The sequence below is a fragment of the uncultured Parasphingorhabdus sp. genome, assembly GCF_963975555.1.
In the GTDB taxonomy this organism is placed as follows: Bacteria; Pseudomonadota; Alphaproteobacteria; order Sphingomonadales; family Sphingomonadaceae; genus Parasphingorhabdus.
In genome coordinates, this window is sequence record NZ_CAXBHH010000005.1 from 138379 (window position 1) to 161883 (window position 23505).

At 58.9% G+C, this 23505-nt stretch carries 21 protein-coding genes; 10 read left to right on the forward strand and 11 right to left on the reverse strand.

Features of this window, described 5'->3' with window-relative positions:
* Positions 1-58 precede the first annotated feature (58 nt).
* Complete coding sequence (xseA, locus tag AAC060_RS12160) at positions 59-1525, reverse strand: exodeoxyribonuclease VII large subunit (protein ID WP_339826574.1); 1467 nt, start codon at positions 1523-1525, stop codon at positions 59-61.
* Between xseA and purD the strand changes: the two genes are divergently transcribed.
* Complete coding sequence (gene purD / locus AAC060_RS12165) at positions 1524-2804, forward strand: phosphoribosylamine--glycine ligase (protein ID WP_339826576.1); 1281 nt, start codon at positions 1524-1526, stop codon at positions 2802-2804. The genes xseA and purD overlap by 2 nt on opposite strands.
* A gap of 672 nt (positions 2805-3476) precedes the next feature.
* On the opposite strand, the gene AAC060_RS12170 is transcribed toward purD, so the two are convergent.
* The 4 genes from AAC060_RS12170 to AAC060_RS12185 all read right to left on the reverse strand — a co-directional run bounded on the left by AAC060_RS12170 (position 3477) and on the right by AAC060_RS12185 (position 4918).
* The gene (locus AAC060_RS12170; protein WP_339826579.1) at positions 3477-3962 is read right to left on the reverse strand and encodes a hypothetical protein; all 486 of its coding nucleotides are present in this window, start codon (positions 3960-3962) and stop codon (positions 3477-3479) included.
* A gap of 66 nt (positions 3963-4028) precedes the next feature.
* Entirely contained in the window at positions 4029-4331 is a 303-nt protein-coding gene (locus tag AAC060_RS12175) for a HigA family addiction module antitoxin (RefSeq protein ID WP_339826581.1), read from the reverse strand.
* Between the two features lie 28 nt (positions 4332-4359).
* The gene (locus AAC060_RS12180) at positions 4360-4668 is read right to left on the reverse strand and encodes a CcdB family protein (RefSeq protein ID WP_339826583.1); all 309 of its coding nucleotides are present in this window, start codon (positions 4666-4668) and stop codon (positions 4360-4362) included.
* Positions 4655-4918, reverse strand: a complete 264-nt coding sequence (locus tag AAC060_RS12185; protein ID WP_339826585.1) for a type II toxin-antitoxin system CcdA family antitoxin — start codon at positions 4916-4918, stop codon at positions 4655-4657. The genes AAC060_RS12180 and AAC060_RS12185 overlap by 14 nt, the downstream gene beginning before the upstream one ends.
* Positions 4919-5183: 265 nt before the next feature.
* Between AAC060_RS12185 and AAC060_RS12190 the strand changes: the two genes are divergently transcribed.
* Positions 5184-6470 (forward strand): porin, encoded by a 1287-nt coding sequence (locus AAC060_RS12190; protein ID WP_339826587.1) that lies wholly within the window; start codon positions 5184-5186, stop codon positions 6468-6470.
* Positions 6471-6549: 79 nt separating this feature from the next.
* On the opposite strand, the gene AAC060_RS12195 is transcribed toward AAC060_RS12190, so the two are convergent.
* Positions 6550-7740: a potassium/proton antiporter gene (locus AAC060_RS12195; protein ID WP_339826589.1), complete on the reverse strand. Its 1191-nt coding sequence runs from the start codon at positions 7738-7740 to the stop codon at positions 6550-6552.
* A 182-nt stretch (positions 7741-7922) separates the two neighbouring features.
* Here AAC060_RS12195 and AAC060_RS12200 point away from each other — a divergent pair, with 182 nt between their 5' ends.
* Positions 7923-9161, forward strand: coding sequence for a mechanosensitive ion channel family protein (locus AAC060_RS12200; RefSeq protein ID WP_339826591.1), 1239 nt, complete (start codon positions 7923-7925; stop codon positions 9159-9161).
* Positions 9162-9191: 30 nt separating this feature from the next.
* Here AAC060_RS12200 and AAC060_RS12205 read toward each other — a convergent pair whose 3' ends face one another.
* Positions 9192-10646: a UdgX family uracil-DNA binding protein gene (locus tag AAC060_RS12205; RefSeq protein WP_339826593.1), complete on the reverse strand. Its 1455-nt coding sequence runs from the start codon at positions 10644-10646 to the stop codon at positions 9192-9194.
* A gap of 15 nt (positions 10647-10661) precedes the next feature.
* The gene (locus AAC060_RS12210; protein WP_339826595.1) at positions 10662-11903 is read right to left on the reverse strand and encodes a putative DNA modification/repair radical SAM protein; all 1242 of its coding nucleotides are present in this window, start codon (positions 11901-11903) and stop codon (positions 10662-10664) included.
* Between the two features lie 176 nt (positions 11904-12079).
* Between AAC060_RS12210 and AAC060_RS12215 the strand changes: the two genes are divergently transcribed.
* Positions 12080-13306, forward strand: coding sequence for a DUF3419 family protein (locus AAC060_RS12215; RefSeq protein ID WP_339826597.1), 1227 nt, complete (start codon positions 12080-12082; stop codon positions 13304-13306).
* A gap of 5 nt (positions 13307-13311) precedes the next feature.
* On the forward strand, positions 13312-14013 hold the full coding sequence (locus AAC060_RS12220) for a class I SAM-dependent methyltransferase (RefSeq protein ID WP_339826599.1): 702 nt from the start codon (positions 13312-13314) through the stop codon (positions 14011-14013).
* Between the two features lie 6 nt (positions 14014-14019).
* Here the strand turns inward: AAC060_RS12220 and AAC060_RS12225 are convergent, their stop codons facing one another.
* On the reverse strand, positions 14020-15468 hold the full coding sequence (locus tag AAC060_RS12225) for a M20/M25/M40 family metallo-hydrolase (RefSeq protein WP_339826601.1): 1449 nt from the start codon (positions 15466-15468) through the stop codon (positions 14020-14022).
* Positions 15469-15695: 227 nt separating this feature from the next.
* Between AAC060_RS12225 and AAC060_RS12230 the strand changes: the two genes are divergently transcribed.
* The 3 genes from AAC060_RS12230 (at position 15696) to AAC060_RS12240 (ending at position 19158) form a co-directional block, all read left to right on the forward strand.
* Positions 15696-17453 (forward strand): von Willebrand factor type A domain-containing protein, encoded by a 1758-nt coding sequence (locus AAC060_RS12230; RefSeq protein ID WP_339826603.1) that lies wholly within the window; start codon positions 15696-15698, stop codon positions 17451-17453.
* Positions 17454-17659: 206 nt separating this feature from the next.
* Complete coding sequence (locus tag AAC060_RS12235) at positions 17660-18421, forward strand: OmpA family protein (RefSeq protein WP_339826605.1); 762 nt, start codon at positions 17660-17662, stop codon at positions 18419-18421.
* Between the two features lie 149 nt (positions 18422-18570).
* Positions 18571-19158 (forward strand): hypothetical protein, encoded by a 588-nt coding sequence (locus tag AAC060_RS12240; protein WP_339826607.1) that lies wholly within the window; start codon positions 18571-18573, stop codon positions 19156-19158.
* Between the two features lie 13 nt (positions 19159-19171).
* On the opposite strand, the gene AAC060_RS12245 is transcribed toward AAC060_RS12240, so the two are convergent.
* Complete coding sequence (locus AAC060_RS12245) at positions 19172-20488, reverse strand: hemolysin family protein (RefSeq protein ID WP_339826609.1); 1317 nt, start codon at positions 20486-20488, stop codon at positions 19172-19174.
* Between the two features lie 154 nt (positions 20489-20642).
* Between AAC060_RS12245 and AAC060_RS12250 the strand changes: the two genes are divergently transcribed.
* Positions 20643-21317: an OmpA family protein gene (locus AAC060_RS12250; protein ID WP_339826611.1), complete on the forward strand. Its 675-nt coding sequence runs from the start codon at positions 20643-20645 to the stop codon at positions 21315-21317.
* Positions 21318-21390: 73 nt separating this feature from the next.
* A complete protein-coding gene (locus AAC060_RS12255; RefSeq protein ID WP_339826613.1) occupies positions 21391-22158 on the forward strand; it encodes an SDR family NAD(P)-dependent oxidoreductase in 768 nt (255 codons plus the stop codon).
* Here the strand turns inward: AAC060_RS12255 and AAC060_RS12260 are convergent.
* Complete coding sequence (locus AAC060_RS12260) at positions 22155-23387, reverse strand: UbiH/UbiF/VisC/COQ6 family ubiquinone biosynthesis hydroxylase (RefSeq protein WP_339826615.1); 1233 nt, start codon at positions 23385-23387, stop codon at positions 22155-22157. The genes AAC060_RS12255 and AAC060_RS12260 overlap by 4 nt on opposite strands.
* Positions 23388-23505 lie beyond the last annotated feature (118 nt).

Sequence of the window (23505 nt, forward strand, 5' to 3'; positions counted from 1 at the left end):
TTACCTGCGATTTACGGTCATGATTGTCACAGTCGGCCAATCCTACCGCAAATCCCCCCTAGAATAAATCCTTCTGCCTGTCATCCGCCGGTTTTTTGACTCGGCTAGGCGAGGCTTGCGCAGGCTTTGGCTTGGCGGGAGCGGCATCGGTTACAGTCGCGCCGACCGTCCCGTCCTGGAAGTGCAGGTCGAGATCACCCGCCTTTATCGCGGCGGCGCGATTGGCGATCAGACTGCCATCCGGTCCGGATACACGCGCATAGCCGCGCTTCAGCGGACCATCGGGAGAGACCTGCTGCGCCAGCCGCCACAAAGCGTCCAGCCGCCGCTTCGCGTCGCCCAGCGGGCGCTGCACCAGACTGACCGGAAGATCGAGCCGTTTCAACTGCTCCTGCGAACGCGTCAGCCGCTGCTGCAATATTGAGGGCCGCAAGGCTCCGGCGCTTGCCGAAAAACGACTGCGGGCATGGGCGATATTCTGGCTCATGCCATATTTCATCCGCTCGGACACTTCATCCACCCGTTGCTGATGGGGGCGGAGCAAGTCGGTCAGCGCCGGCATCAGACGCCGCTGCGCCTCCAGCCTTTCCTGCGCCATGTTCAGGCTGCGCTGCACGCTACGCGCCATCCGCGCCTTGCTTTCCGACAATGTGGCCAGCCATTCCGTCCGGACCGGCACCGCCATTTCGGCGGCGGCTGTCGGTGTCGGTGCGCGCAGGTCGGCGGCAAAGTCGCAGAGCGTCGTATCGGTCTCGTGCCCCACGGCGGAGATGATCGGGATCGTGCAATCCGCAACCGCCCGGACCACGATTTCCTCGTTGAAGCTCCAAAGGTCCTCGATCGAACCGCCTCCGCGCGCGACGATCACCAGATCGGGTCGTGCGACCGGACCATCCGGCGCCATCTCGGAGAAGCCGCGAATGGCATGGGATATCTGTTTCGCTGCGCCCTCCCCTTGGACCAGCACCGGCCAGACAATCACATGGCTGGGGCAGCGGTCGGCGAGCCGGTGCAAGATGTCGCGGATCACCGAGCCTGTCGGCGATGTCACCACGCCGATGGTCTTCGGCAGGAACGGGATCGGCTTCTTGCGATCCTGATCGAACAGGCCCTCGGCGAGCAACTTGGCCTTGAGCTTCTCGAACAGCGCCATCAGCGCGCCCTCGCCCGCCAGTTCCATCTTGTCGATCACGACTTGATATTTGGATCGGCCGGGATAGGTGGTCAGCTTGCCCGAGACCACGACCTCGATGCCGTCCTCCGGCTGGAACGGCAGCCGCCCGGCATTGCCCTTCCACATCACCCCGTCGATCACCGCCTTGTCATCCTTCAGCGCCAGATAGACATGGCCGGACGCCGCGCGTTTGAAGCCCGATATCTCGCCCCTGATCCGGACATAGCCGAAGCGATCCTCGACCACCCGCTTGAGCGCTCCGGAAATTTCCGAAACCGACAAAGGCGGGGCGTTGTCACCCTGCCCGCTCTCGGCTAGGAGCTTCGCGTCTAATGAGAGGGAATCGTCCATGAATATCCTGTTGATTGGCTCCGGTGGCCGCGAACATGCCTTGGCCTGGAAGCTGGCGCAATCCCCTTCTCTCGAGAAATTCTACGCGACACCGGGAAATCCCGGCATCGCGCAACATGCCGAACTGGTCCAGCTCGACGTTGCCGATCATGACGCGGTCGTCCGCTTCTGTCAGGGCAAGCGGATCGATCTGGTCGTCGTCGGCCCCGAAGCGCCGCTGGTCGACGGCCTCGGCAACAGCCTGCGCGCCGCCGACATTGCGGTCTTCGGCCCCGACAAGGCAGCCGCCCAGCTCGAGGGCTCGAAGGGCTTCACCAAGGACCTGTGCAGCCGCGCCAATATTCCGACCGCCGGCTATGTCCGGACCACCAGCGCCGCCGACGCGCTCAAGGCACTCGACGGTTTCTCCATTCCCGTCGTGATCAAGGCCGATGGCCTCGCCGCCGGCAAGGGCGTGATCATCGCCGAGACCCGCGACGAAGCCGAGGCCGCGATCACCGACATGTTCGGCGGCGGCTTTGGCGCAGCCGGCGCGGAAGTGGTGATCGAGGAATTTCTGACCGGCGAGGAAGCCAGCTTCTTCGCGATCACCGACGGCAAGTCGGTCGTCCCCTTCGGCACCGCGCAGGATCACAAGCGCGTCGGCGAAGGCGATACTGGCCCGAATACCGGCGGCATGGGCGCCTATAGCCCCGCCCCCGTTCTCACTCCCGCGCTGCAACAGCAGGTGATGGACGAGATTATCCAGCCGACCGTCGACACCTTGGCCGCCGAGGGCACGCCTTACAGCGGCGTCCTGTTCGCCGGGCTGATGCTGACCGGGACCGGCCCGCAGCTGATCGAATATAACGCCCGTTTCGGTGACCCGGAATGCCAGGTGCTGATGATGCGGCTGGAAAGCGATCTTGCCAAGCTGCTGATGCGCACCGCCAAGGGCGACCTCGCCCAGACCAGCACCCCGGTCTTCGCCCCCGAAACCGCGCTCACCGTGGTTATGGCCGCCAAAAACTATCCCGGCACACCGGAAAAAGGCGGCAAGATTCAGAATCTGGCGAGAGCGGAGCGCGAAGGCGCCAAGATATTCCACGCCGGTACCACCGAGGTGGACGGCGCACTGGTCGCCAGCGGCGGCCGCGTGCTCAACGTCACTGCACTGGGCGACAGCGCCACCGAAGCGCAGGCCAAGGCTTATGCTGCGGTCGACCAGATCGATTTCGAGAGCGGTTTTTGCCGGCGCGACATCGGCTGGCGCGAGGTTGCGCGGGAAGCCGGGAACTAGGTTGTTTCGTCGCGCTTGAGCTCCAAAGTTAGTCAAACTTAGGGCCTATGAACGGTTCTCGCCTGCCCTTTTGTCGGGCGCAGCGTTATGGGACTCACGCGAAGCCGCGAAGGCGCTAAGAGATTGCGCTTTGTGGCTTCGTGTCTTCGTGCGAGCCTGACCATTTTGCGTCGCGCCGTGAACTTTACATAAACATCCGCTTTTATTTTCTGTAGTCTTTGCCCCCAGGCCGCAGAAATCCTGCCTTTGTAGGAAACCAACCGGCCGTCGAGTGTAACCTTTGGGATTGCCGCCCAAACCGGCCCCTGAGAAACAAGCGCGCAGCCGCCAGCGCCGCGATCATATCCAGATTGTCAAAGAGCCCGTCCCGCGCTTGGCGCGGAGCGGTTGCGATAATAGCGGATTGAGCCAGGTGTAGGACAGCAATTTCCACACCTTCTCCCGTGCGGGAGAAGGATACGAAGCCTTATCCGCAAGATTAGGCGCAGTTGGATGAGGGTGTTCCGCTGGTGGGTTGCTGTGCAAATAAGGTCCGGTACACCCTCACCCAGCTTCGACTAGGCAGCAAGCTGCCAAGTCTGCACATCCCTCTCCCTCACGGGAGAGGGGAATGTACGCAAATCACCCTGATTGAACAGATGTTGGTAATATCTCAAAGCAGACATCTCTCGTTCAATAGGAGCCATTACACAGAACATGATCAAAACTATCTGAGCGCAAATCAAAGATCACTTCGATTAACAAGCAACCACCGTCGGACATAACGGGCAGATCGTGTGAGTTTTTGAACCAACGAGAACTGTTTGCATTTCCCTGCGATTCCGAAATTGCGTTCTCCATTTCCTTCGTCTCTTCTAATTCATCCTCTGTGCATGGGCGGCTCTCCAGCTCTCCGTTTTCATCGATGCTCCCCATAACTTCGCATCCATAGTCTTCTGTTGCATCGATTGAGCTCCGCTCGCGTGGTTCAATGTAAACTGCGAGTATCTTGTTATCGGGCAATCTCGCATAGTTACGCGAATATGCTTCAATCGGCCTAGCTCCTTCAGGAAGCTGAATACGCGATTCTATCGTCTCCATAATTTGCTTTTGATCGGAAATATTGGACGTGCAGCTTGTCAGCACGCCTAGGATCGAAATGATCGATAATAATTTCATTCTTCAAGCCTAACAGAATTACGATGACAACGCAGTTTTCGGAGACTTTATTTTATCGAAATATTTCTAAGCCGCATCCTCATATCGAAATGCTTTCACCTTAATCGCCCCTGCCCGCTGCCTCATCTGGGCCGCATCAAAGCGCGCCTGCATCCGGAGCAAAGTGTCCATCTTCACGCCAAAGGCTTTCTCCACCCGCAGCGCCATTTCCGGCGACAGCGAGGCCTTGCCGTTCAGCAAGGTTGACAGTGCGGGACGACCGACGCCCAATATTTTTGCCGCATCGGTCACGGTCAGCTCATCGGGCAGGATCGCCTGCCGGATAAATTCGCCCGGATGGACCGGCTTCATGCCTATTTTGATCGCCATATCTTCCCTTTCCTAGACCCAATAATCTCTAAAACCCCTGAAACAGAAAATCCAGCGCATCGACAATCACCGCTCGATATGGCTCCTCCACGTTCACCACCGGCCTGCCCAGCGACGCGCGGCGCAGGGTGCCGATGTCGGTGGTCATCAGGCAGAAGCTTTGTCCCTTGATGGTGATTTCCGGTTTCAGCTTGCGCATGGTTTCGGCGCGGGCGGCCTCCGCCGGAACCAGTGGGACAACCACGACGCTGGCGAGATCGGACAGCACGTCGGCCTGCACTTCCAGCACATAAGGCACTTCCGTCCGGTTCAGCGCATAGATATCAAAGCGCGCCATTATCATCGGCCCAGTCAGGAACCAGCAGCGGGCCGGATTCCGCGACGCGCTGGTTATGCGCCGCGATCGTGTCCTGATTTTCGGCCAGCCAATTGTCTTCTCGCGCCTGTTTGATTGCTGCCGCGATCCCCGCTTCCGCTGCCTTCGAGGCATTGAGCTTCAGCGCTTTGGCCTCGCTCAATATGTCTTCGCGGATCGACAGGTTTATCGGGCGCCGTTTCGGGTTTTGCAGCCGCGCTGACGAAGACATCGGAAATTCCTCTGGTTAATAATGTGCATATAATATGCGCATATTGCTCGCAGCACAATCCCGGGCGTCAAATTTCGGATTGCCGTAAGATTGCTATGTCTTCTCCCGCGAGGGAGAGGGAAGCCCTAACCCAGCCCCACCAAGCTCAGCTACTTCGCACGCAATCTTTCCTAACTTGCTGGGCGCGGGTCGGAATCGCTAGTGGCGTGCTCCGGCGAACACCCTCTCCCGTTGCGCCGGTACATCAACAGAAAGTCGTATCGTCATGTCCCGTTTCACTACCCCTGCCGCCAATCGCCCAATCCGTTCGCTGGCCACTATCCTGCTCGCAGGTGCGGCGCTTTGCATGCCGGGCACGGCGCAGGCGACCGATGGCTATTTCCTCAACGGTGTCGGAGCGAAGGCCAAGGGCGCGGGCGGCGTGGCTATTGCTATGCCGCAAGACGCGTTTTCTATCGCCAGCAATCCGGCATCCGCGACCGCCATCGAGCACCGGCTGGATGTGGGCTTCGAAGTCTTCATCCCCGATCGCGGCTCCGAAATTATCGGCAATCAGGCTGGGCTCGACGGGGTCTATTCGGGCAATGATGCCAATCCCTTCATCCTGCCCGAATTCGCTTATGTCCGGCCATTGTCGGACACGGTTTCGATCGGCATTGCGGTCAACGGGAATGGCGGCATGAACACAGATTACGCGACCAATCCCTTCGCCAGTTTCGGCGCGACCGGCCCGGCAGGCGTGAACCTGCGCCAGATTTCGATCGCGCCGACCATTTCGGTGGAATTTGCCGAAGGGCAGAGCCTCGGCCTGTCGCCGCATTTCGTCGTGCAAAGCTTTGAGGTCGAAGGCATCCAGCCATTCGCAGCCAATTCGCAGGACCCGGCGAATTTCACCAACCGCGGTGAAGACTGGGCCTTTGGTGCAGGTTTCCGCGTCGGCTATCTCGGTAATTTCGGTGATAATTTCCGCGTCGGCGCTTTCTACCAGTCGAAAGTCTGGACCACCGAGTTCGATCGCTATGCCGGACTGTTCGCGGAACAGGGCGGCTTCAACATGCCCGCATCCTGGGGCGCGGGCGTTTCGGTCGACGCGACGCCGAAGCTGACGCTGGGCGTGGATTTCAAACATATCGAATATTCCGGCGTCAACTCGGTCGGCAACCCGATTGCGTTGCTGTTGCAGGGCGTTCCCTTTGGCGCGGATGACGGCCCCGGCTTCGGCTGGGACGATATTGACGTCTGGAAGGTCGGAGCGGTCTATCAGGCCAGCGACAAGCTGACCCTGCGCGCGGGCTATGGCCGCTCGAACAATCCGGTCCCGCAGTCTGAGACATTGCTCAACATATTGGCGCCGGGCGTGGTCCGCGATCATTATACTGTGGGCGCGACAGTCAAGGCATCGGACACTATCGAGATCACCGGCTATGCAATGCGCGCGCCGCGCCAGACGGTTTACGGCTCCGGATCGATCCCGGCACCCTTCGGCGGCGGCGAAGCGAATATCCATCTCGCCGAAACCGCGATCGGCTTTTCCGTCGGATTCGGTTTCTAGCTCCGGGTCACGCGTGATATACTCCAGCGGTCGTCTTCAACCATGAGCATGATCGCTGGAGCCCATCGAACCCGTCAAATCAGCTTCTGACCCCGAGCCGGTCGGCCGCCCATTTGATCGTCGGCCCCTGGATGACGCTGGACAGCAGCACGACGAAAAACACGACATTGAATATCGCGAAGGCGCCCGGCACACCGGCGACCATCGGGAAAGTGGCAAGGACAATCGGCACCGCGCCGCGCAAGCCGGCCCAGGACACGAACAGCTTTGCTCGCCAGTCAAACTGGCGGAACGGGGCAAGGCAGATGAAAACGCTCAAAGGCCGGGCGACGAACATCAGGATGAAGGTGATCGAAAGCCCAGGGATGATGACGGGGCCGAGATTCGAGGGCGTGACCAGCAAGCCGAGGGTGAAGAACATCACCACCTGCGACAGCCACGCCATACCGTCCTGAAATCCGGACACGGTCTCTCTGGCGGCATAGGTCCTGTTCCCGGCGACGATGCCAGCCAGGTAACTGGCCAGAAAACCATTACCGGCAAGCACTTCGGCAAGACCGAAAGCGATCAAAGCGGCGGCAATCGATATGACAAAGGCCAGGCCACCTTGCTGATAGCCGCCGCGTTTCAGGATTTCCGGCATGGCAAAGCCGACACCAACGCCGACGATCGCCCCCATGACCATCTGGATAACGAAATCGGGAGCAAGCTGGAGGGGGGAAGCGGACGGGCTTTCTATCAGGAACAGCATCGCGCCGACCAGAAAGATCGCCATCGGATCGTTCGAGCCGGATTCGGTCTCGATCAGCGCCGGTACATCGCCGTGCAGATCAAGGCCCGATGAACGCAGCACGGCAAAGACCGCCGCCGCATCGGTCGAGGCGATAACCGCTCCCAATAAGGCACCTTGCAGCGGGCCAAAGCCCAATATGAAGATCGCCGAAAGCGCGACGATTCCCGCGCTGATCAGAACACCGATGGTAGCCAGGAGTAAAGCCGGCGCCGCCATCCGCCGGACGTCGCGCCAGTCGGTGCCCATGCCGCCGGAGAAGAGGATGAACAAAAGACAGGCAATGCCGATCCCCTGGGTCAGTTCGAAATTTTCAAAATAGAAGCCGCCGGGCCCTTCGACGCCGGCCAATATGCCGAGACCGATAAATCCGATCAGAGCGGGAAAGCCGAACCGGCTGGACAAGGTCCCGGCGAGAACGGTGGTGAGCAATATAACGCCCAGAACGAGCAGGGTCAGTTCGGTGTTGAGAAAAGTCATATATCTCCTGACCATTGGCGGGGTTGTTATATGATACCTAATAGCACCGGGACTATGATGTCGAGAGGTGAAACGCTTCGAGTCGCTTCAGTTGACACTGACGGTGCCGCCGGTCATAATTCGCCCTCGCCTCACATCCCCCAAAACGGAGACAGAGCCCGCACCCTTGCGGGCATGACACCATGCAGCAATTTCAGAGCGAAAGCCTATCCATCATAGATAGCATTCCCTTCCTTCCCAATCTGGCGCCCTCGGGCCAAACGCTGGTCGGCATCTGCATACTTCTCACAATTGCGTGGATCGCCAATTTTATCATCAAGCATATCGTGCTGCGGATCGTCACGCGCTGGATGCCCTATGACGACATCACGCCGGTGCCGGTCGCAGCCCGGCTGGCCAATATCGTACCAGCGCTTATCATCTCGAACGGCATTGGCGCGGTACCCCACTTGTCGACACCGGTTGTGACTCTGGTCAGCAACGTAGTGTCCGCCTCGATCATCCTGTTTGTCGGGATGGCGCTGAGCAAGGCACTCACCCTTGCAAACGACATTTACGACCATCGGCCCGGAGCTTCGACCCGGCCGATCAAGGGCTTTATCCAGCTACTCAAGATCATTCTCTATGCCGGTGCCACTATCCTGATCGTCGCGGCGTTGATGGATGAATCACCGTTGCTTCTCCTGTCGGGTCTCGGCGCGATGGCCGCGGTCGTCCTGCTGGTTTTCAAGGACACGCTGCTGTCGCTGGTGGCTTCGGTACAACTCACCTCGAACGACATGCTGCGCGTCGGGGACTGGATCGAGATGCCGGCGCTGAATGCCGACGGCGATGTCATCGACATCGCGCTGCACACGGTCAAGGTGCAGAACTGGGACAAGACGATCACCACCATTCCCACGCATCGCCTGATCTCGGAGAGTTTCAAGAACTGGCGCGGCATGGCCGAGGCGGGCGGGCGACGGATCAAGCGGTCGATCTTCATCGACCAGAACGGCATCCGTTTTCTGACGCGCGATGAAAAGGACGGGTTTCGCCGTTTCCAGCTGCTGGACGAATATCTCGGCCACAAACAGGCGGAACTAGGCGAATGGAATGCCGCGATCGAGAAAGCCGGGCGTGACGAGGTCAACGCCCGCCGCGTCACCAATATCGGTACCTTCCGCGCCTATGTTGTCGAATATCTGCGCGCCAACAGCCATATTACCAAAGACATGACGCTGCTTGTGCGCCAGCTCGACCCGACGACGCAGGGTCTGCCGATAGAGATTTACTGCTTCACCAACACGACCGAGTGGAACGCTTACGAAGATATCCAGTCGGATATCTTCGACCATATGCTGGCAATCCTGCCAGAATTCGGGCTGCGTCCTTTTCAGGCACCGAGCGGCCTCGATCTGCAACGCGGTCTGGCGGCGTAATAACGGAAGTCGCGACAAGCCCAACTTGTTTCAGCGGACAAATTTTTCCGCCAGCTGCAGGTCACGGACGAATTTTGCATATTCGACCTGCCGCCCCTGCTCGTCGGGGATGCGGAGCAGGAAGGACGGGTGCACGGTAATCAGGATTGACCGGTCATCTGCGCCGGGCAATATTTCGCCGCGGTGACGCGAGATTGTGACAGCCTTGCCGGTCAGGCACCGGGCGGCGGTTGCGCCCAGCGCGACGACCAGCTTGGGATTGACCAGCCGAATTTCCTGTTCGACCCACCAGCGGTAATAGTTGATTTCGCCGACATTGGGGGTCTCGTGGATGCGCCGCTTGCCGCGCGGGGTGAATTTGAAGCGTTTCACTGCGTTGGTCAGGAATGTCTGCTGACGGTCGATCTGTGCGTCTTCGAACGCACGGTCGAGCAATTGGCCCGCCGGTCCGACGAACGGCCTGCCCTCCCGGTCCTCCTGATCGCCGGGCTGCTCGCCGATGATCATGATGTCGGCATGGTCCGGCCCAATGCCGCGGATCAATCGGTCGGAGAATTTTTCTCTCGGCGCGTCGGCCTGCTGTTCCAGCAGCCCATAAAGCTGATCCAGCGAAGTTGGTAGATTTGCAGTGGGTTTATCCATCCTGTCCTCAAATATCATATCGTCCCGCATGTGAGCCACCATTGCTTCCACCCGCGTGCCAGCCTGCTCCAGCAGTGACGGAATAAGCTCCGCTTCCGGCAGGTTTTTCCAGTATTTCATCGGCATTTCGGACTTCATCGCGCTGATCTTGACCCGGGCGGGGTTGAAGATATTGGCATAATAGGTCCGCCACTCTGCCTCGACGACGTCCTCCTGCGGCACGTCATCCTTGCAGCCACCGGGACCGACCGCCAGCTTTTCGCCGTCCCAGGCGATGCTCGCTTCGGGCGTGACAATCAGCCAGTCCATGCCGGTGAAGCGGTTGCGGAAAAACGGCGCTACCGCTTCGGTGATATGATGGTCCGGTTCGAACCAGGCGACAAATTGCTCGCGTCCCTCTGTCGCTCCGATTTTGCGGAAGCGGACGAATGCGTGCATCTTGTGGATGTCGCGCCGGATCGCCTTGGCATAGCGGTTCAGTTTCAGCATGTCGGCGTCGGCGGGATTGCGGTGCAGGCTCGGAACAGACTGGGCACGATAGAGGAGACGGTAGCCGAGATCGAAACGGTCTTCATTCCTGTGCAGCAGAGCGGTGTTGATCAGCGAGAGCAAAGTCTTCGATATGCGGACAGGGCGCGCGATCTGGTCGCTGCTCTTCTCCGGCAAAGCGGCTGATGGCGACAGATCCAGTTCGCCGCTATCGCTCCGCCCCTCGACCGTCCACGTCACCTGATCCGGCGCGATACCCGCTTGCAATAGCCGCCGGGCACGGTCGCGCCAGCCTTCCAGATCGACTTCGCTGGCAAGCGATATCCGGTACGCGTCTTGGATAGCGGCTGTCATCACGTTCACGGGCAGCTAGGCTGAGAACAGGCTGAGCTGTTCGGGTGGCGGTTTCAGCCGGTCATAAAGGTTCAGGGAATCCAGCTGCTTGCCCGGGTGCCAGTCGACCGTGGTGATAAACGGCAATATCTTCTTCACCGACTGACAGATGCGTTCGAGGTCGGTCAGGCGCAAGGCAGTGAACCGGCGGGCCTGCAATATTTTGCCCACACCCTTTCCGCCCAGCCCCGGGATACGCAGCAGGCTTTCCTGATCGGCCAGATTGATATTGACCGGAAAGCGCGCGCGGTTTTGCAGCGCCCAGGCGAGCTTCGGATCAATGTTGAGATCGAGCTGGCCCGCGCTGCCGCCCTGCATGATTTCCGCAACGGAAAAGCCGTAGAAGCGCAGCAGCCAGTCGGCCTGATACAGCCTGTGTTCGCGCAACAAAGGCGGGGCCTGTGCCGGAAGATTGCTGCTGGCATCGGGGATCGGACTGAAGGCGGAATAATAGACCCGCTTCAGACCGTAGCTGCCGTAGAGGCCGTCGCTGGTCGTCAGGATCTTGGCGTCGTCCGATGCGTCGGCTCCGATGATCATCTGCGTGCTGTGGCCACCCGGTGCAAACAGCGGCGCCTTGCGCGAAGTCTTGCGCTCCGCCTTTGCTTCGCGCACCCGCTTGCCGAGATTGTCCATGGTCTTGCGGATCAGCTTGCCGTCTTTCTCCGGCGCCAGCCGCGCGATCGATTCGTCGTCGGGCAATTCGATATTGATCGACAACCGGTCGGCATATTGACCTGCCTGTTTCAAAAGCTCGGGATCTGCCTCGGGAATGGTTTTCAAATGGATGTAACCGCCAAAGCGATGGACAACCCGCAGGCGGCGCGCGACTTCGACCAGCTGCTCCATCGTATAATCCGGACTGCGGATGATGCCGGAGGACAGGAACAGGCCCTCGATATAATTGCGCTTGTAGAAATCCAGCGTCAGGTCGACGATCTCCTGCACCGTGAAGGCCGCGCGGCGCACATTGCTCGACGAGCGGTTGATGCAATAGAGGCAGTCGAACATGCAATAGTTGGTCATCAGGATTTTCAGCAGCGAAATACAGCGTCCATCCGGCGCATAGCTATGGCAGATGCCCATGCCGCCGGTCGAGCCAATGCCGCCGGATTTCGCCGAATTGCGCTTCACCGACCCGCTCGACGCGCAGGACGCGTCATATTTGGCGGCATCAGCCAGAATCGCCAGTTTTTCGGATCGGGAGAGTTTGGACATGACCCGACAGTAAGATATGTTCTTGGTTTGTTCAATAACCTAGATTAGGGTTTTGCTGGAATTATGTGAATTCCATATCCGGTATCGCCGTCTCAAACCTGTCACATCCCGGTCACGCCTACGTCACCGCACCGGCCTAAATTCTCCGGGATGATCCAGACTATCGGGGAGGCTCCATGAGCGTACAAGCGGGTTCGATTAAACAGTCCACCATATTGAACGATGCGATCCTGCAGAATCGCGCCAGCAAGGCGGGGCTGCTCGAGAGGGCTTTCTCGCTGGCCTTTCGCGGGCTGGTCTATCCGCAAATCTGGGAAGACCCAATCGCCGATATGGAGGCGCTGGATATCCAGCCGGACCATCATATCGTCACCATCGCCAGCGGCGGATGCAATGCCCTCTCCTATTTGCGCGCCAATCCAGCGAAGATCACTGCGGTCGATCTCAACGCCGCCCATATTGCGCTCAACCGGCTGAAATCTGTGGCGGCGCGGCAGCTAAACAGCCACGGCGAGTTTTTCCGCTTTTTCGGGCAAGCCAATCACGAGGACAATCTTGCGGTCTATCGCGACCGGCTGCGACCGCATCTTGACGCGGCCAGCCGTAAATATTGGGACGGCCGCGATCATTTCGGTCAGCGCCGGATCAACGGCTTTGCCAAGGGCTTCTATCGCAAGGGTCTGCTCGGTAATTTCATCGGCCTGGTGCATTTCGTCGGACGGCTCGGAGGGGCGCAGCCATCGCTGATGATGACCGCGCTGACGCGCGATGAACAGATCGAATTGTTCGAGCGGCATATCAGGCCGCTGTTCCAGAAGAAGCTGATGCGCTTTCTCTGCTCCAACCCGATGGCCTTGTTCGGTCTCGGTATTCCGCCAGCGCAATATCGGGCGCTTGCCGGCGATCAGCATATGGCCGACGTTCTTTGCGAGCGGACCCGCAAGCTGGCCTGCGATTTTCCGATGGCCGACAATTATTTTGCGCAACAGGCCTTTGGCCGCGCCTATCAGAGCGCCGAGCCCGGATCGGTGCCGCCCTATCTGGAGCGGGACAGCTTTGCATGGCTTGGCGAACGCAGCAAAAAGCTTGATATAAGGCATCAGAATTTCATCGAATTTCTCGCCAGCCAAGACGCTGGATCGATGGATCGCTATATCCTGCTCGACGCACAGGACTGGATGACCGACCAGCAGCTCAACCGGCTGTGGAGCGAGATTGACCGGACCGCCAAGCCGGGCGCGCGGGTGTTGTTCCGGACTGCGGCGGAAGAGACCTTGCTGCCAGGGCGGGTTGCCGACGAACTGCTCGCAGCGTGGGATTATGATGTCGAGCTCTCGCAGGCGCTGACCCGCAAGGACCGCTCGGCCATCTATGGTGCGATGCATTTATACCGGCTGAGATGAGCCTGATGGACGATATTTTGCGCAAGCGGGCCAGCGACCGCCACGCCGACCTGATGGATCGGGTCTATCGCAGCCAGAGTGGCATCTATGACCTGACCCGCAAATATTATCTTCTCGGCCGGGACCAGTTGATTGAAGCGCTCGATCCTCCGCCGGGCGGCCGGGTGCTGGAAATCGGCTGCGGTACCGCGCGCAATCTCGTCCAGGCTGCGAAGGTCTGGCCGGACGCGGAATTTTACGGCTTTGATATCAGCTCGGAAATGCTGAAAGCAGCACGCAAGAATCTGGTGCAGAGCGGAATGGCGGATCGCATCACGCTGTTTCAGGGCGATGCCGAAAATCCGGCGCTGGCAATGCCGTCGACGCTCCGCATATTCGACCGTATATTCCTGTCCTTCTGCCTATCGATGATCCCCGACTGGCAGGGCGCGATCCGGCAGGCCGTGGCGCTACTCGAGCCAGGCGGGGAATTGCATATCGTCGATTTCGGCCAGTCGGAGAAGCTGCCGTCTCCCTTCCGCTGGATATTGCAGCAATGGCTGGCGCTGTTTCACGTCCAGCCGCGCAAATATCTGCGACGATTTCTGGACGAGATAGACTGCGAAACCGGTACGCGGAGCGAGTTTATCCCGCAATATCGTGGTTATAGCTGGCGATTTGTGGTCAGGCTTCCCGCAAAGGAAGCCTCCTCCTCTGGCGAAGCGTAACCTTCGTCATTCCGCCAGTTTCTTCAGGATCCAATACCAGTGATCTAGTCCGCCATAGAACGACGCAACAGGCAGCCGTTCGTTCAAGCCGTGTGCGAACATGTTGGAGGCTTTCATCGCGGCACCGGAAATCGCCACCGTGTCGTAACCGAGGCCGCGGTAATGCATGCCGTCGGTGCCACCCGATTCCATATAAGGCAGGATGGTCAGGCCCGGATATCTCTTGTCGAGACTGTAGCGCACCGCTGCCTTTACATCGTCGCGCAGCTTTGATTCCGGGCTTTCGGTCACATCGGTTATCAGTTTGAACGTGACATCGTCATTGCCGACAATCTCTTTCAGCCTGACCTCGGTGGCGGCCGCGCCTGTTCCCGGGAATATCCGGCAATTGACCGTAGCTGTGGCGGATTGCGGCAGGGCATTTTCTGCATGGCCGGCCTGCAACATGGTGGCGACACAGGTCGTCCCCAGCGTACCGACGGACTCCGGATCGGCTTGCAGAGTCGCGATTGCCGAAGCGTCCGACGGGTCCGCCGCGAAACGCAGCATCGCCTGCCCCAGATCACCGGGCGTCAGTTTCCCGGCGGTGGCAAAATAGCTTCTGGTCAGATCGGTCGCCTGAACCGGAAATTTATAGGCGGCAATTTTCCTCAAGGCCTCGGCCAGTTCGTAAATTGCGTTATCCGCACGCGGTCGCGATGAATGGCCGCCAGGATTGCTCACGGTCAACTCGTAGGTGGCAAAGGTCTTCTCTGCCGACTGCACGCGAAAGGCGACCGGCGTTCCATCTTCCGCCAGCGCAACACCGCCGGCATCGCTGTTCAGGATGAAGGCCGGATCGATATTTTCTGCCACATATTTCGCCTGCGCCTCGGTAGAGACCATGCCGGTTTCCTCGTCGCCGGAAAAAACCAGAACCAGATCGCGCGACGGTTGCCAGCCCTCTGCCTTGAGCCGGAGGAAAGTCGAGGTCAGATTTGTGATGCCATATTTATTGTCCATCGTGGCGCGGCCAAAGAAATAGCCGTCTTCTTCGGTCAGGGTGAACGGCGGGCGCACCCAGTCCTTCTCCAGCGCGTCGACCACGTCCATATGGCCGAGCAGGACAATCGGCTTGGCGGTACTGCCCGGCTTGGCGCGATAGGTAACCATCAGCCCCTGGGTTTTTTCGCCGTCGCTGTCATAATCGGTGACGCGGATGTCGGCGTCGCTGAACCCCGCTTTCATGAAGCGGTCAACGAGATAGGAGACCATCGCCGGAACCTGTTCCTGACCGCGCGCTGTCCGGAAAGCGATAATATCGCGGTAAATATCCCGCGCCATTTGCTGGTGCGGTGTCAGCGAAGCCTTGTCCTCGGCCAGCGCCGGCTGGGCAGAAAACACCCCCGCCACCAGTGCGAGAGCCATCCGGCCAGACCATTGGCGCGCCATTTTCTGAACTTTATATGCAGTCACAACCTGTTCCCCCCAAAAATCATATCTTATCCGTTGGCCCAGATATGTAAATCCTTCTGTTTATACCAGTCTCGAGGACGGCGCAGGGGACCATAGCCGGATGCTTCCTGCGGCGGTTCCCCTCCACATGAGCCTCATGATGAATGTAACAATATATCATGTGTTCATTTTCCAGTCAGGCATGATCTGTCAGCTTTGCGATCGGGTCGGAACAATGGAGGGAAACTATGCGGCATTTCAATTTTCCAGGAAAAAGCCTATCGGTGCTGGCAGTTGCCGGCCTTGCGCTGACATCTGCGACACCGTCCCTCGACGCGCGTTCGATTGCCCGTCCGGCTCCGCCCCATCCGGTAAACTGCAGCATATTCTCGCGGATCAATGATGAAAGCTACGCCAACAGACGGACCGGAGCGCTGCGCGCCTCGCCCTCTATGGCACCACCTCCGCCTCCGCCCCCGCCCCCGTCGCCCTCGTCACAGAGCGTGACGACCGGCAAGGCCGTGGCCAGCGGTGCGATGGCTGCCGAACGCAGCATGGCACCCTATCCCTACCCCCGACCGCTGCCATATCCCCAAACCCAGCCGCAGGACCGCGAACGCTATGACGGCAAGGATGTCGCCAGCATCAAGCGTGTCGCCGACGAGCCGGTTTCCACCTTTGCCGTCGACGTCGATACCGGCAGCTATTCCAATGTCCGGCGATTTCTGAATGACGGACAAATGCCGCCCGAAGCAGCAGTGCGAACCGAGGAGATGATCAACTATTTCCGCTATGACTATCCGCGGCCACAAAACCGCGACACACCGTTCAGCGTATCCACCGACATTTCCACAACACCGTGGAACGACAGCAGCCGACTGCTGAGAATTGGCCTGCGCGGCTATGATGTTGACAGCAGTGAACGGCCCCGCGCCAATCTGGTCTTTCTGGTCGACGTGTCCGGCTCTATGAACAGCCAGGATAAATTACCACTGGTCAAATCAACCCTGACGGCGCTTGCCAATGAGTTGCGCAGCGACGACCGGGTTTCGATCGTGGTCTATTCGGGTACGGTCGGGCTGTTGCTCGCGCCGACCTCGAACAAGGACTATGTCAAACAAGCCGTTGATTGTCTTTCCGCCAGCGGATCAACCGCAGGCGGCGACGCGCTCAAACTGGCTTATGCAACCGCGCGCGGCAATTTCCTCGATGGCGGGATCAACCGGATCATCATGGCGACCGATGGCGATTTCAATGTCGGCACATCGAACACCGACGAGCTCAAGAAATATGTCGCCGAACAGCGCAAGAGCGGCGTGACACTGACCATGCTCGGCTATGGCAGCGGCAATATCCGTGACGAGTTGATGGAGGGCATCGCCAATGTCGGCAATGGCAATTACGCCTATATCGACAGCGCGATGGAGGCCCGCAAAGTGCTGGGCTCCGAGCTCAGCTCGACCCTGTTTACCATCGCCAAGGATGTCAAAATCCAGATCGAGTTCAATCCGGCGCATGTGAAGGAATATCGCCTGATCGGCTATGAAAACCGCCTGCTCGCCGAAGAAGATTTTGCCAATGACAAGATCGACGCCGGCGATATCGGCGCCGGTCATCAGGTGACGGCGCTTTATGAAGTCATGCCGACCGACGCGGCAGGCTGGCTGCCCGAGAGGCGCTACCCCGCCAACCGGGTGGTGGAACGGCAGCCCGATTTCAACAGTGAGATGGCGCAGGTCAAGCTGCGCTATAAATTGCCCGACGAAGACAAGTCGCGGCTGATCACCCGGTCGATCGCGTCGCGGGACCTGCGCTCGGCAAGCCGCCCGAGCGGGGACATGGCCTTTGCTGTCGCCGTCGCCGCTTTTGGCCAGAAACTGCGCGGGGACAAATATCTCGGCGATTATGATTTCCGGAATATCGGATTGCTCAGCGGCAATGGCGGCGATTATTGGCGTCAGGAATTCCGCAAGCTCAATGACCTTGCGAGCAGCAACAGCGGCTGAAAAAAGGCCGGTGCCCGATGGGACTGACAAACATAGTTATCGAAATTAACCTAATTTGGTAACCTTTTGTCTCATATAGGAACAGTTTCAAGGGGAAAGCCCCCGGATGGTGAAGCGTCCTAACTGGACTCGCGCGTCATTATCCGCCATTTTGCTCGATCATTTCGACAAAATGGCGTTGGGCCGAAAAGGGACTGAGGTTAGCTATGGAATTCCGAGGCAAGATATTGACCGGTGCAGCGGCGACGGTGGTTTTGGCACTGGCTGGGCATGCCGTAACGGGCGAGAAGTTCATTTCCGGTCTGGAGCAACAGGCGCAGACAGAATTGGCCGCACGGGGCCTGGATAACACAAGCGTCAGCTTCGGCCGCGATCCCTTGTCGCGCAGCGCCGTTCTGGACGGCGATATGCCCGACGACATGAAACAGGAAGCCCTAGGCGTGGTCACCGCCATCGCTGGTGTCTCCGGTGCAAGCTGGAACGGCGAGGAAGATGCCGGGACCGCTGACGATCCCAATATCATCGCGCCAGCCATAGACTCCGGCGACGCGAAAGAAATTGCCAAATGTCAGAGCGGTGTCGACAAGATTATCGCAGCCAGGAATATCAGCTTCCGTTCCGGCAGCGCCTATGTGTCGCCGGAATCCAACAAGATTCTCGATGCACTGGCTGGCGCATTGAAAGCCTGCCCCGGCCTGTCGGTAGCGGTCGAAGGCCATACCGATGATAATGGTGATCGCGGCGTCAACCGGATCATGTCGCAAGAGCGGGCCGATCGTATCAAGGCCGGTTTGGTCGAGCGCGGTATTCCCGCAGGCCTGATCACCGCTACAGGCTATGGATCGGAGCGACCGCGCGCAACGGGTTCGGACGCTGCGGCTGACGCAAAGAATCGCCGGATTGAATTCCGGATCGGCGCTGCCAATGGCGCGTCACAAGTTGATGCCAAAGCGCCACAGGGAGAATGAACTATGCCACTTTTGCTTGAAAATCTGTTGCTCCTGCTGGTGACTTTTGCGATTGGCCTTACTATCGGCTGGTTTCTCTGGGGCCGGAACACAGAAGAATATTAGGCCAGACCGGCAAAAAACAGGATTCAAAACGGGGTTTTGATAAGATGATTACGCTGATTACCGCCAATTGGCTGTTATACCTGATTGCACTATTGATTGGTGTGGTCACGGCTTTCTGGATCTGGGCTGCAACCGGTCGCGACGCTTCTGCGCTCGACGGTTTTCATGCCGATGACGGACTGCTTGCAAAAGCGGGAGAGCCGGTACCGCCGGCAGAACCGAAAGCAACGCCGGTAGTGGCGGCCCCTGCTCCGGCGGCGCCACCAGCACCTCCTGTCGAGAAGCCCGTCGTCAAACCGGTCGCTGTGGCAATCGCCCCGAAACCAGCGAAAAAGCCGGTAGAGGCTGCGCCAGCACCCGCGGGCAAACCAAACATCCCGCCGGCAGTCGGTGAGCCGGATAACCTGCGCCTGATCAAGGGTGTCGGTCCGAAACTGAATACGCTGCTGATCAGCCTTGGCGTTACCCGGTTCGATCAGATTGCCGAATGGAAAGAAGCCGAAATTAGCGAAATTGACCAGTATCTCGATACGTTTAGCGGGCGGATCACGAGAGATTCATGGATCGATCAGGCCAAATTTCTCGCCAAGGACGATATCGCCGGATTTGAAAAGAAATACGGCAAGCTCTAGGGCCTGAAGCCGGTCAATCCACTTCGGGGTTGCCGGCCCTGACGATCAGCTTGTCGATCTTGCGGCCGTCCATATCGACAATCTCGAATATCCAGTCCTGATCTTCAAAGGTCTCGCCTTCTTCCGGCAGGTGGCGCAATTGCGCCAATGCATGGCCGGCAACCGTCGCATAGTCACGGTCTTCCGATAGCCTGATCCCCAGCCGTTCGGCCAGCGCATCAATGGCCATCGCGCCGGACACCAGATAGCTGCCATCGGCTCGCTCGATCAGGCTGCGCTGGGTTCTCTCATCCTGGTCAGACACAAATTCACCGGCGATAGAGCTCAGCAGGTCATTGGGCGTCACGATCCCTTCAAAATGGCCATATTCATCGTGCACCAGCACCATCGGCACTTCGGCTTCGCGCAAGATATCCAGCGCGTCGAGTGCATCGAGCTGGTCAGGCACTTTCTCGAGCGCCCGCATCAATTTGCGCAGGTCCAGAAGCTCGCCGCTCAATTGTGCTGCGACAATATCGCGCGCCTGAACAACACCGCAAATATCGTCGACAGAATTTTCCGCCACCGGAAAGCGGCTGTGCGGCGACGCGATCAGCAGCCTGTGTATTTCCTCGGTCGTCGCATCGATATCGAGCCAGTCGACTTCGGTCCGCGGAGTCATTACTTCGCGGATCGGCCGGTCGGCCATCCGGACCACCCCGGCAATGACCGCCCGTTCATGCTCCTCGATCACACCGGAGCGCGTCGCTTCTGCAAAAACCATCTGCAACTCGTCCGCCGTCACATGGCTTTTCTCGTCCCGCTTCATCCCCATCATCCGGAAGATCAAGGCGCTGCTATTGTCCAGCAACCAGACGAGGGGCGCGGAAACGCGCGCCAGAAAGGCCATGGGCGGAGCCATGACGACCGCGATCCGTTCTGCCGAACGCAGCGCAATCTGCTTCGGCACCAGCTCGCCGACGACCAGCGAGGCATAAGTGGTCAGGCCGATGACCAATACGAAGCCGACTGTGCCCGAGAGATCTTTCCCCATCCCCAGCGCCTGCAAGCGCTCAGCCACCGGACCGCCAAGACTGGCGCCGGAGAACGCACCGGCGACGATGCCGATCAGGGTGATGCCTATTTGCACGGTGGACAGGAACTTGCCGGGATCGCTGGCCAGCAGAAGCGCGGTTTTGGCACCACGGTTCCCCTGATCAGCGAGGCTGTGCAGATTCGCCTTGCGCGCAGAAACTATCGCTAGCTCCGACATGGCAAATACGCCATTGATCAGCACCAGCACAATTATGATCGCGACGTCAAACCAGGGAAAGGGTGTCATATTGTCCATTGAAAGGGCGAAATGCCATACCCCCTTTAGCAGCATGTTTTACACAATCTCAAGTTTGCTGTCAGTTGTCGTTCATTTATCGTGCGTTAAGCGGAACCTTCTGGTCGGCGGAGCGTTATCCTGATCGAACAGGAATATTTAAAGGGGAATGAAAATGCGGATCAATAAATCAATAATTACGGCAGCTTCGCTTGGTGCTTTGGCGCTAACCAGCGGCTGCGTCACCAATCCGGAAACCGGAAATCGTACCATCTCGAAGGCAGCGATCGGCGGCCTCGGTGGCGTTGTCGGCGGCTATCTGCTCGGTGATGTGCTCGGCGGCAAAAATGACCGCACCGCCAAGATTGTCGGCGCAGGCCTCGGCGGACTCGCTGGTGCAGGCATCGGCTATTATATGGACGAGCAGGAAAAGAAGCTGCGCGAACAGACAGCCGGCACCGGTATCGACGTCACCCGTGATGGCGACAACCTGATCCTGAACATGCCGTCCAACGTGACCTTCGGGGTCGATAGCAGCGCGATCAGTCCCGCGTTTCAGAGCACCTTGGGCAATGTCGCCAATACGCTTTCAAGCTACGAAAAAAGTTATGTCGACGTGCTCGGCCACACCGATAGCACCGGCAGCGATGCTTACAACCAGTCCCTGTCCGAACGGCGGGCTGAATCGGTTGCCAACTTCCTCGCTAACAGCGGTGTCCAGCGCGCCCGCCTGGCAACAAGAGGCTATGGTGAAAGCCAGCCGATTGCTTCGAACAGCACCGAAGAAGGCCGGGCAGCCAATCGCCGGGTCGAAATCAAGATCGTTCCGATCGCACAGTCCGATTTGTAAAACCAATATAGCGCTTGCGCTAAACCATTGATTACGGGCATCCTCTTCAAAAATCAGAAGAGGATGCCCGTTCATGACTATACCCAATTTTTCTATCGACCTGACAGGACGTACCGCCATTGTGACCGGCGCCTCCGCCGGACTGGGCCGTCGCTTTGCCAAGGTGCTGGCAGCTTGCGGGGCAAAGGTCGCCTGCACCGCACGCCGCAAGGACAAGCTCGACGCACTCGTCGACGAGATTACCGCTGAGGGCGGAACGGCCAAAGCCTTTGCGCTCGATGTGCGCGATGCTGCACAACTCCAGGCAATCATCCCCGCAGTGACAGAGGCTCTCGGCCAGCCCGACATATTGGTCAACAACGCCGGCATCGTCGACGCCGAACACGCCACTAGGATGTCGATAGACTTGATCGACGATGTTCTGGATACAAATCTGCGCAGCCTGTTCATCTTGTCGAACGAGTTTGCCCGTCCGCTGATCGCCAAAAAAGCGCCGGGGCGGATCGTCAATGTCGCGTCTATCGCAGCGACTAGCTATAATGGTGGCGGGGCAGCTCTCTATTCAATAACCAAGGCGGGTGTGGTTCGTGTCACCGAAACCCTGGCAGTCGAATGGTCGAAATTTCACATCAATGTGAATGGCATTGCGCCGGGTCTGTTCGCCACCGACATGGCCGATGGCATGATCGAGCGCGCGGGCGATTTTTCGGTCCATTTCCCGCGCAAGCGAGTGGCTCAGCCGGAGCAGATGGACAGCACCTTGCTGTTTCTGGTCTCTCCGTCTTCGGATGCGGTTACCGGAACCGTGATCAAGATCGATGACGGTCAGGGTTCGCGCTAGACCAGTTCACCCTTGAGCAATTTCGGCAGATCGCCGGTCTCGCCTTTGGCTTCCGCCATGAATTGCGCCTTGAGCGGAGCGATGCGCTGGACCAGTCCAATGCCCATCCGCCGGATTTTCGACGAGGTTTCTCCCGGCAAGCCGAACAGGCGCGTCAGCAGGTCGGTCGCAGCCGACACCATCATATTGTCGAGGCTGCGCCAGCGGTCATAGCGCGCGAGAATTTGGGAATCGCCTAAATCGAGACCGGTTCGCGCGCCCTCGACCAGACATTCGGTCAGCGCGGCAACGTCGCGCAGGCCGAGGTTGAGTCCCTGCCCCGCGATCGGATGGATGCCATGACCGGCATCGCCGATCAGCACCAGACGGTCGGCGGTCAGATGGGAGCTATGGTGGAAACCCAGAGGATAGGTCTGGCGGTCGGTGAGCAATTCCAGCTCGCCGAGAAAACCGCCGGTCTTCTTCATCATTTCGGCGACAAAGGCACGCTTGTTGATCGTGGCGAAGGCAGGACCGTCTTTTCGTGATACCGTCCACACAACCGCCGACCGATGCTTGCCGTCCGCATCGTCGAGCATCGGCAATATCGCAAAGGGACCGGCAGGGAAGAACAGTTCATAGGCGGTGTTGCCATGCGGCTTTTCATGCGCGATCTTGCAGACGATCGCGCTGTGATCATATTGCCAGTGCGCCATGATGATCCCGGCTTCCTCGCGCATCCGGCTGCCGCGGCCATCGGCGGCGATCAGCAGCGGAGCGGAAAGCTGTTCACCATTGGCGAGCAGGATATCGACAAGATGTCCCTCGCGATCGCAGGTAGCGACCTGCGTCGACAGATGCAGCGTAATATTCTCGCTGGCGCTGACGGCTTCGTACAACAGCCGCCGAAGCACTGCATTTTCGACCATGATCCCCATCGGGCCTTCGTCCTCGCCGGGAACAAAGTCGAGGGTACCGGGCTTCAGCCCGTCGTTCACCAATATCTTGTCGATGTCACAACCGTGCGGCCGCAATTTCCCGGCCAGCCCGATCGCGTCGAACATATTCCAGCTGGCGCTGTTGATCGCCGAAACCCGCGAGTCATTCTGCGGGTTGGTCAGATCCTCCGGTTCGGCGCGGTCGATGATCGCGACATGCAATCCGTGGGCGGCCAAAGTCAGCGCCTGGGTCAGGCCGATCATGCCGGCTCCCAATATGATGATATCGCTATTTCGAGAATCAGATCCCATGGAGACGCCTTTCCGAGCCCAGATATGGGATATAGTTAGGCATCGATGGTCTGGAAAGAAAGGCAAATCCGGTAAAATAAAGCCAAGAAACTTGACGGAGAGTCCCCGATTCGCGCAA

What these genes read in the sequence shown, in the direction of transcription:
- purD (WP_339826576.1), top strand. Translation starts at nt 1,524, where the DNA reads ATGAATATCCTGTTGATTGGCTCCGGTGGCCGCGAACATGCCTTGGCC.
- xseA (WP_339826574.1), bottom strand. Translation starts at nt 1,525, where the DNA reads ATGGACGATTCCCTCTCATTAGACGCGAAGCTCCTAGCCGAGAGCGGG.
- AAC060_RS12170 (WP_339826579.1), bottom strand. Translation starts at nt 3,962, where the DNA reads ATGAAATTATTATCGATCATTTCGATCCTAGGCGTGCTGACAAGCTGC.
- AAC060_RS12175 (WP_339826581.1), bottom strand. Translation starts at nt 4,331, where the DNA reads ATGGCGATCAAAATAGGCATGAAGCCGGTCCATCCGGGCGAATTTATC.
- AAC060_RS12180 (WP_339826583.1), bottom strand. Translation starts at nt 4,668, where the DNA reads ATGGCGCGCTTTGATATCTATGCGCTGAACCGGACGGAAGTGCCTTAT.
- AAC060_RS12185 (WP_339826585.1), bottom strand. Translation starts at nt 4,918, where the DNA reads ATGTCTTCGTCAGCGCGGCTGCAAAACCCGAAACGGCGCCCGATAAAC.
- AAC060_RS12190 (WP_339826587.1), top strand. Translation starts at nt 5,184, where the DNA reads ATGTCCCGTTTCACTACCCCTGCCGCCAATCGCCCAATCCGTTCGCTG.
- AAC060_RS12195 (WP_339826589.1), bottom strand. Translation starts at nt 7,740, where the DNA reads ATGACTTTTCTCAACACCGAACTGACCCTGCTCGTTCTGGGCGTTATA.
- AAC060_RS12200 (WP_339826591.1), top strand. Translation starts at nt 7,923, where the DNA reads ATGCAGCAATTTCAGAGCGAAAGCCTATCCATCATAGATAGCATTCCC.
- AAC060_RS12205 (WP_339826593.1), bottom strand. Translation starts at nt 10,646, where the DNA reads ATGACAGCCGCTATCCAAGACGCGTACCGGATATCGCTTGCCAGCGAA.
- AAC060_RS12210 (WP_339826595.1), bottom strand. Translation starts at nt 11,903, where the DNA reads ATGTCCAAACTCTCCCGATCCGAAAAACTGGCGATTCTGGCTGATGCC.
- AAC060_RS12215 (WP_339826597.1), top strand. Translation starts at nt 12,080, where the DNA reads ATGAGCGTACAAGCGGGTTCGATTAAACAGTCCACCATATTGAACGAT.
- AAC060_RS12220 (WP_339826599.1), top strand. Translation starts at nt 13,312, where the DNA reads ATGGACGATATTTTGCGCAAGCGGGCCAGCGACCGCCACGCCGACCTG.
- AAC060_RS12230 (WP_339826603.1), top strand. Translation starts at nt 15,696, where the DNA reads ATGCGGCATTTCAATTTTCCAGGAAAAAGCCTATCGGTGCTGGCAGTT.
- AAC060_RS12235 (WP_339826605.1), top strand. Translation starts at nt 17,660, where the DNA reads ATGGAATTCCGAGGCAAGATATTGACCGGTGCAGCGGCGACGGTGGTT.
- AAC060_RS12240 (WP_339826607.1), top strand. Translation starts at nt 18,571, where the DNA reads ATGATTACGCTGATTACCGCCAATTGGCTGTTATACCTGATTGCACTA.
- AAC060_RS12245 (WP_339826609.1), bottom strand. Translation starts at nt 20,488, where the DNA reads ATGGACAATATGACACCCTTTCCCTGGTTTGACGTCGCGATCATAATT.
- AAC060_RS12250 (WP_339826611.1), top strand. Translation starts at nt 20,643, where the DNA reads ATGCGGATCAATAAATCAATAATTACGGCAGCTTCGCTTGGTGCTTTG.
- AAC060_RS12255 (WP_339826613.1), top strand. Translation starts at nt 21,391, where the DNA reads ATGACTATACCCAATTTTTCTATCGACCTGACAGGACGTACCGCCATT.
- AAC060_RS12260 (WP_339826615.1), bottom strand. Translation starts at nt 23,387, where the DNA reads ATGGGATCTGATTCTCGAAATAGCGATATCATCATATTGGGAGCCGGC.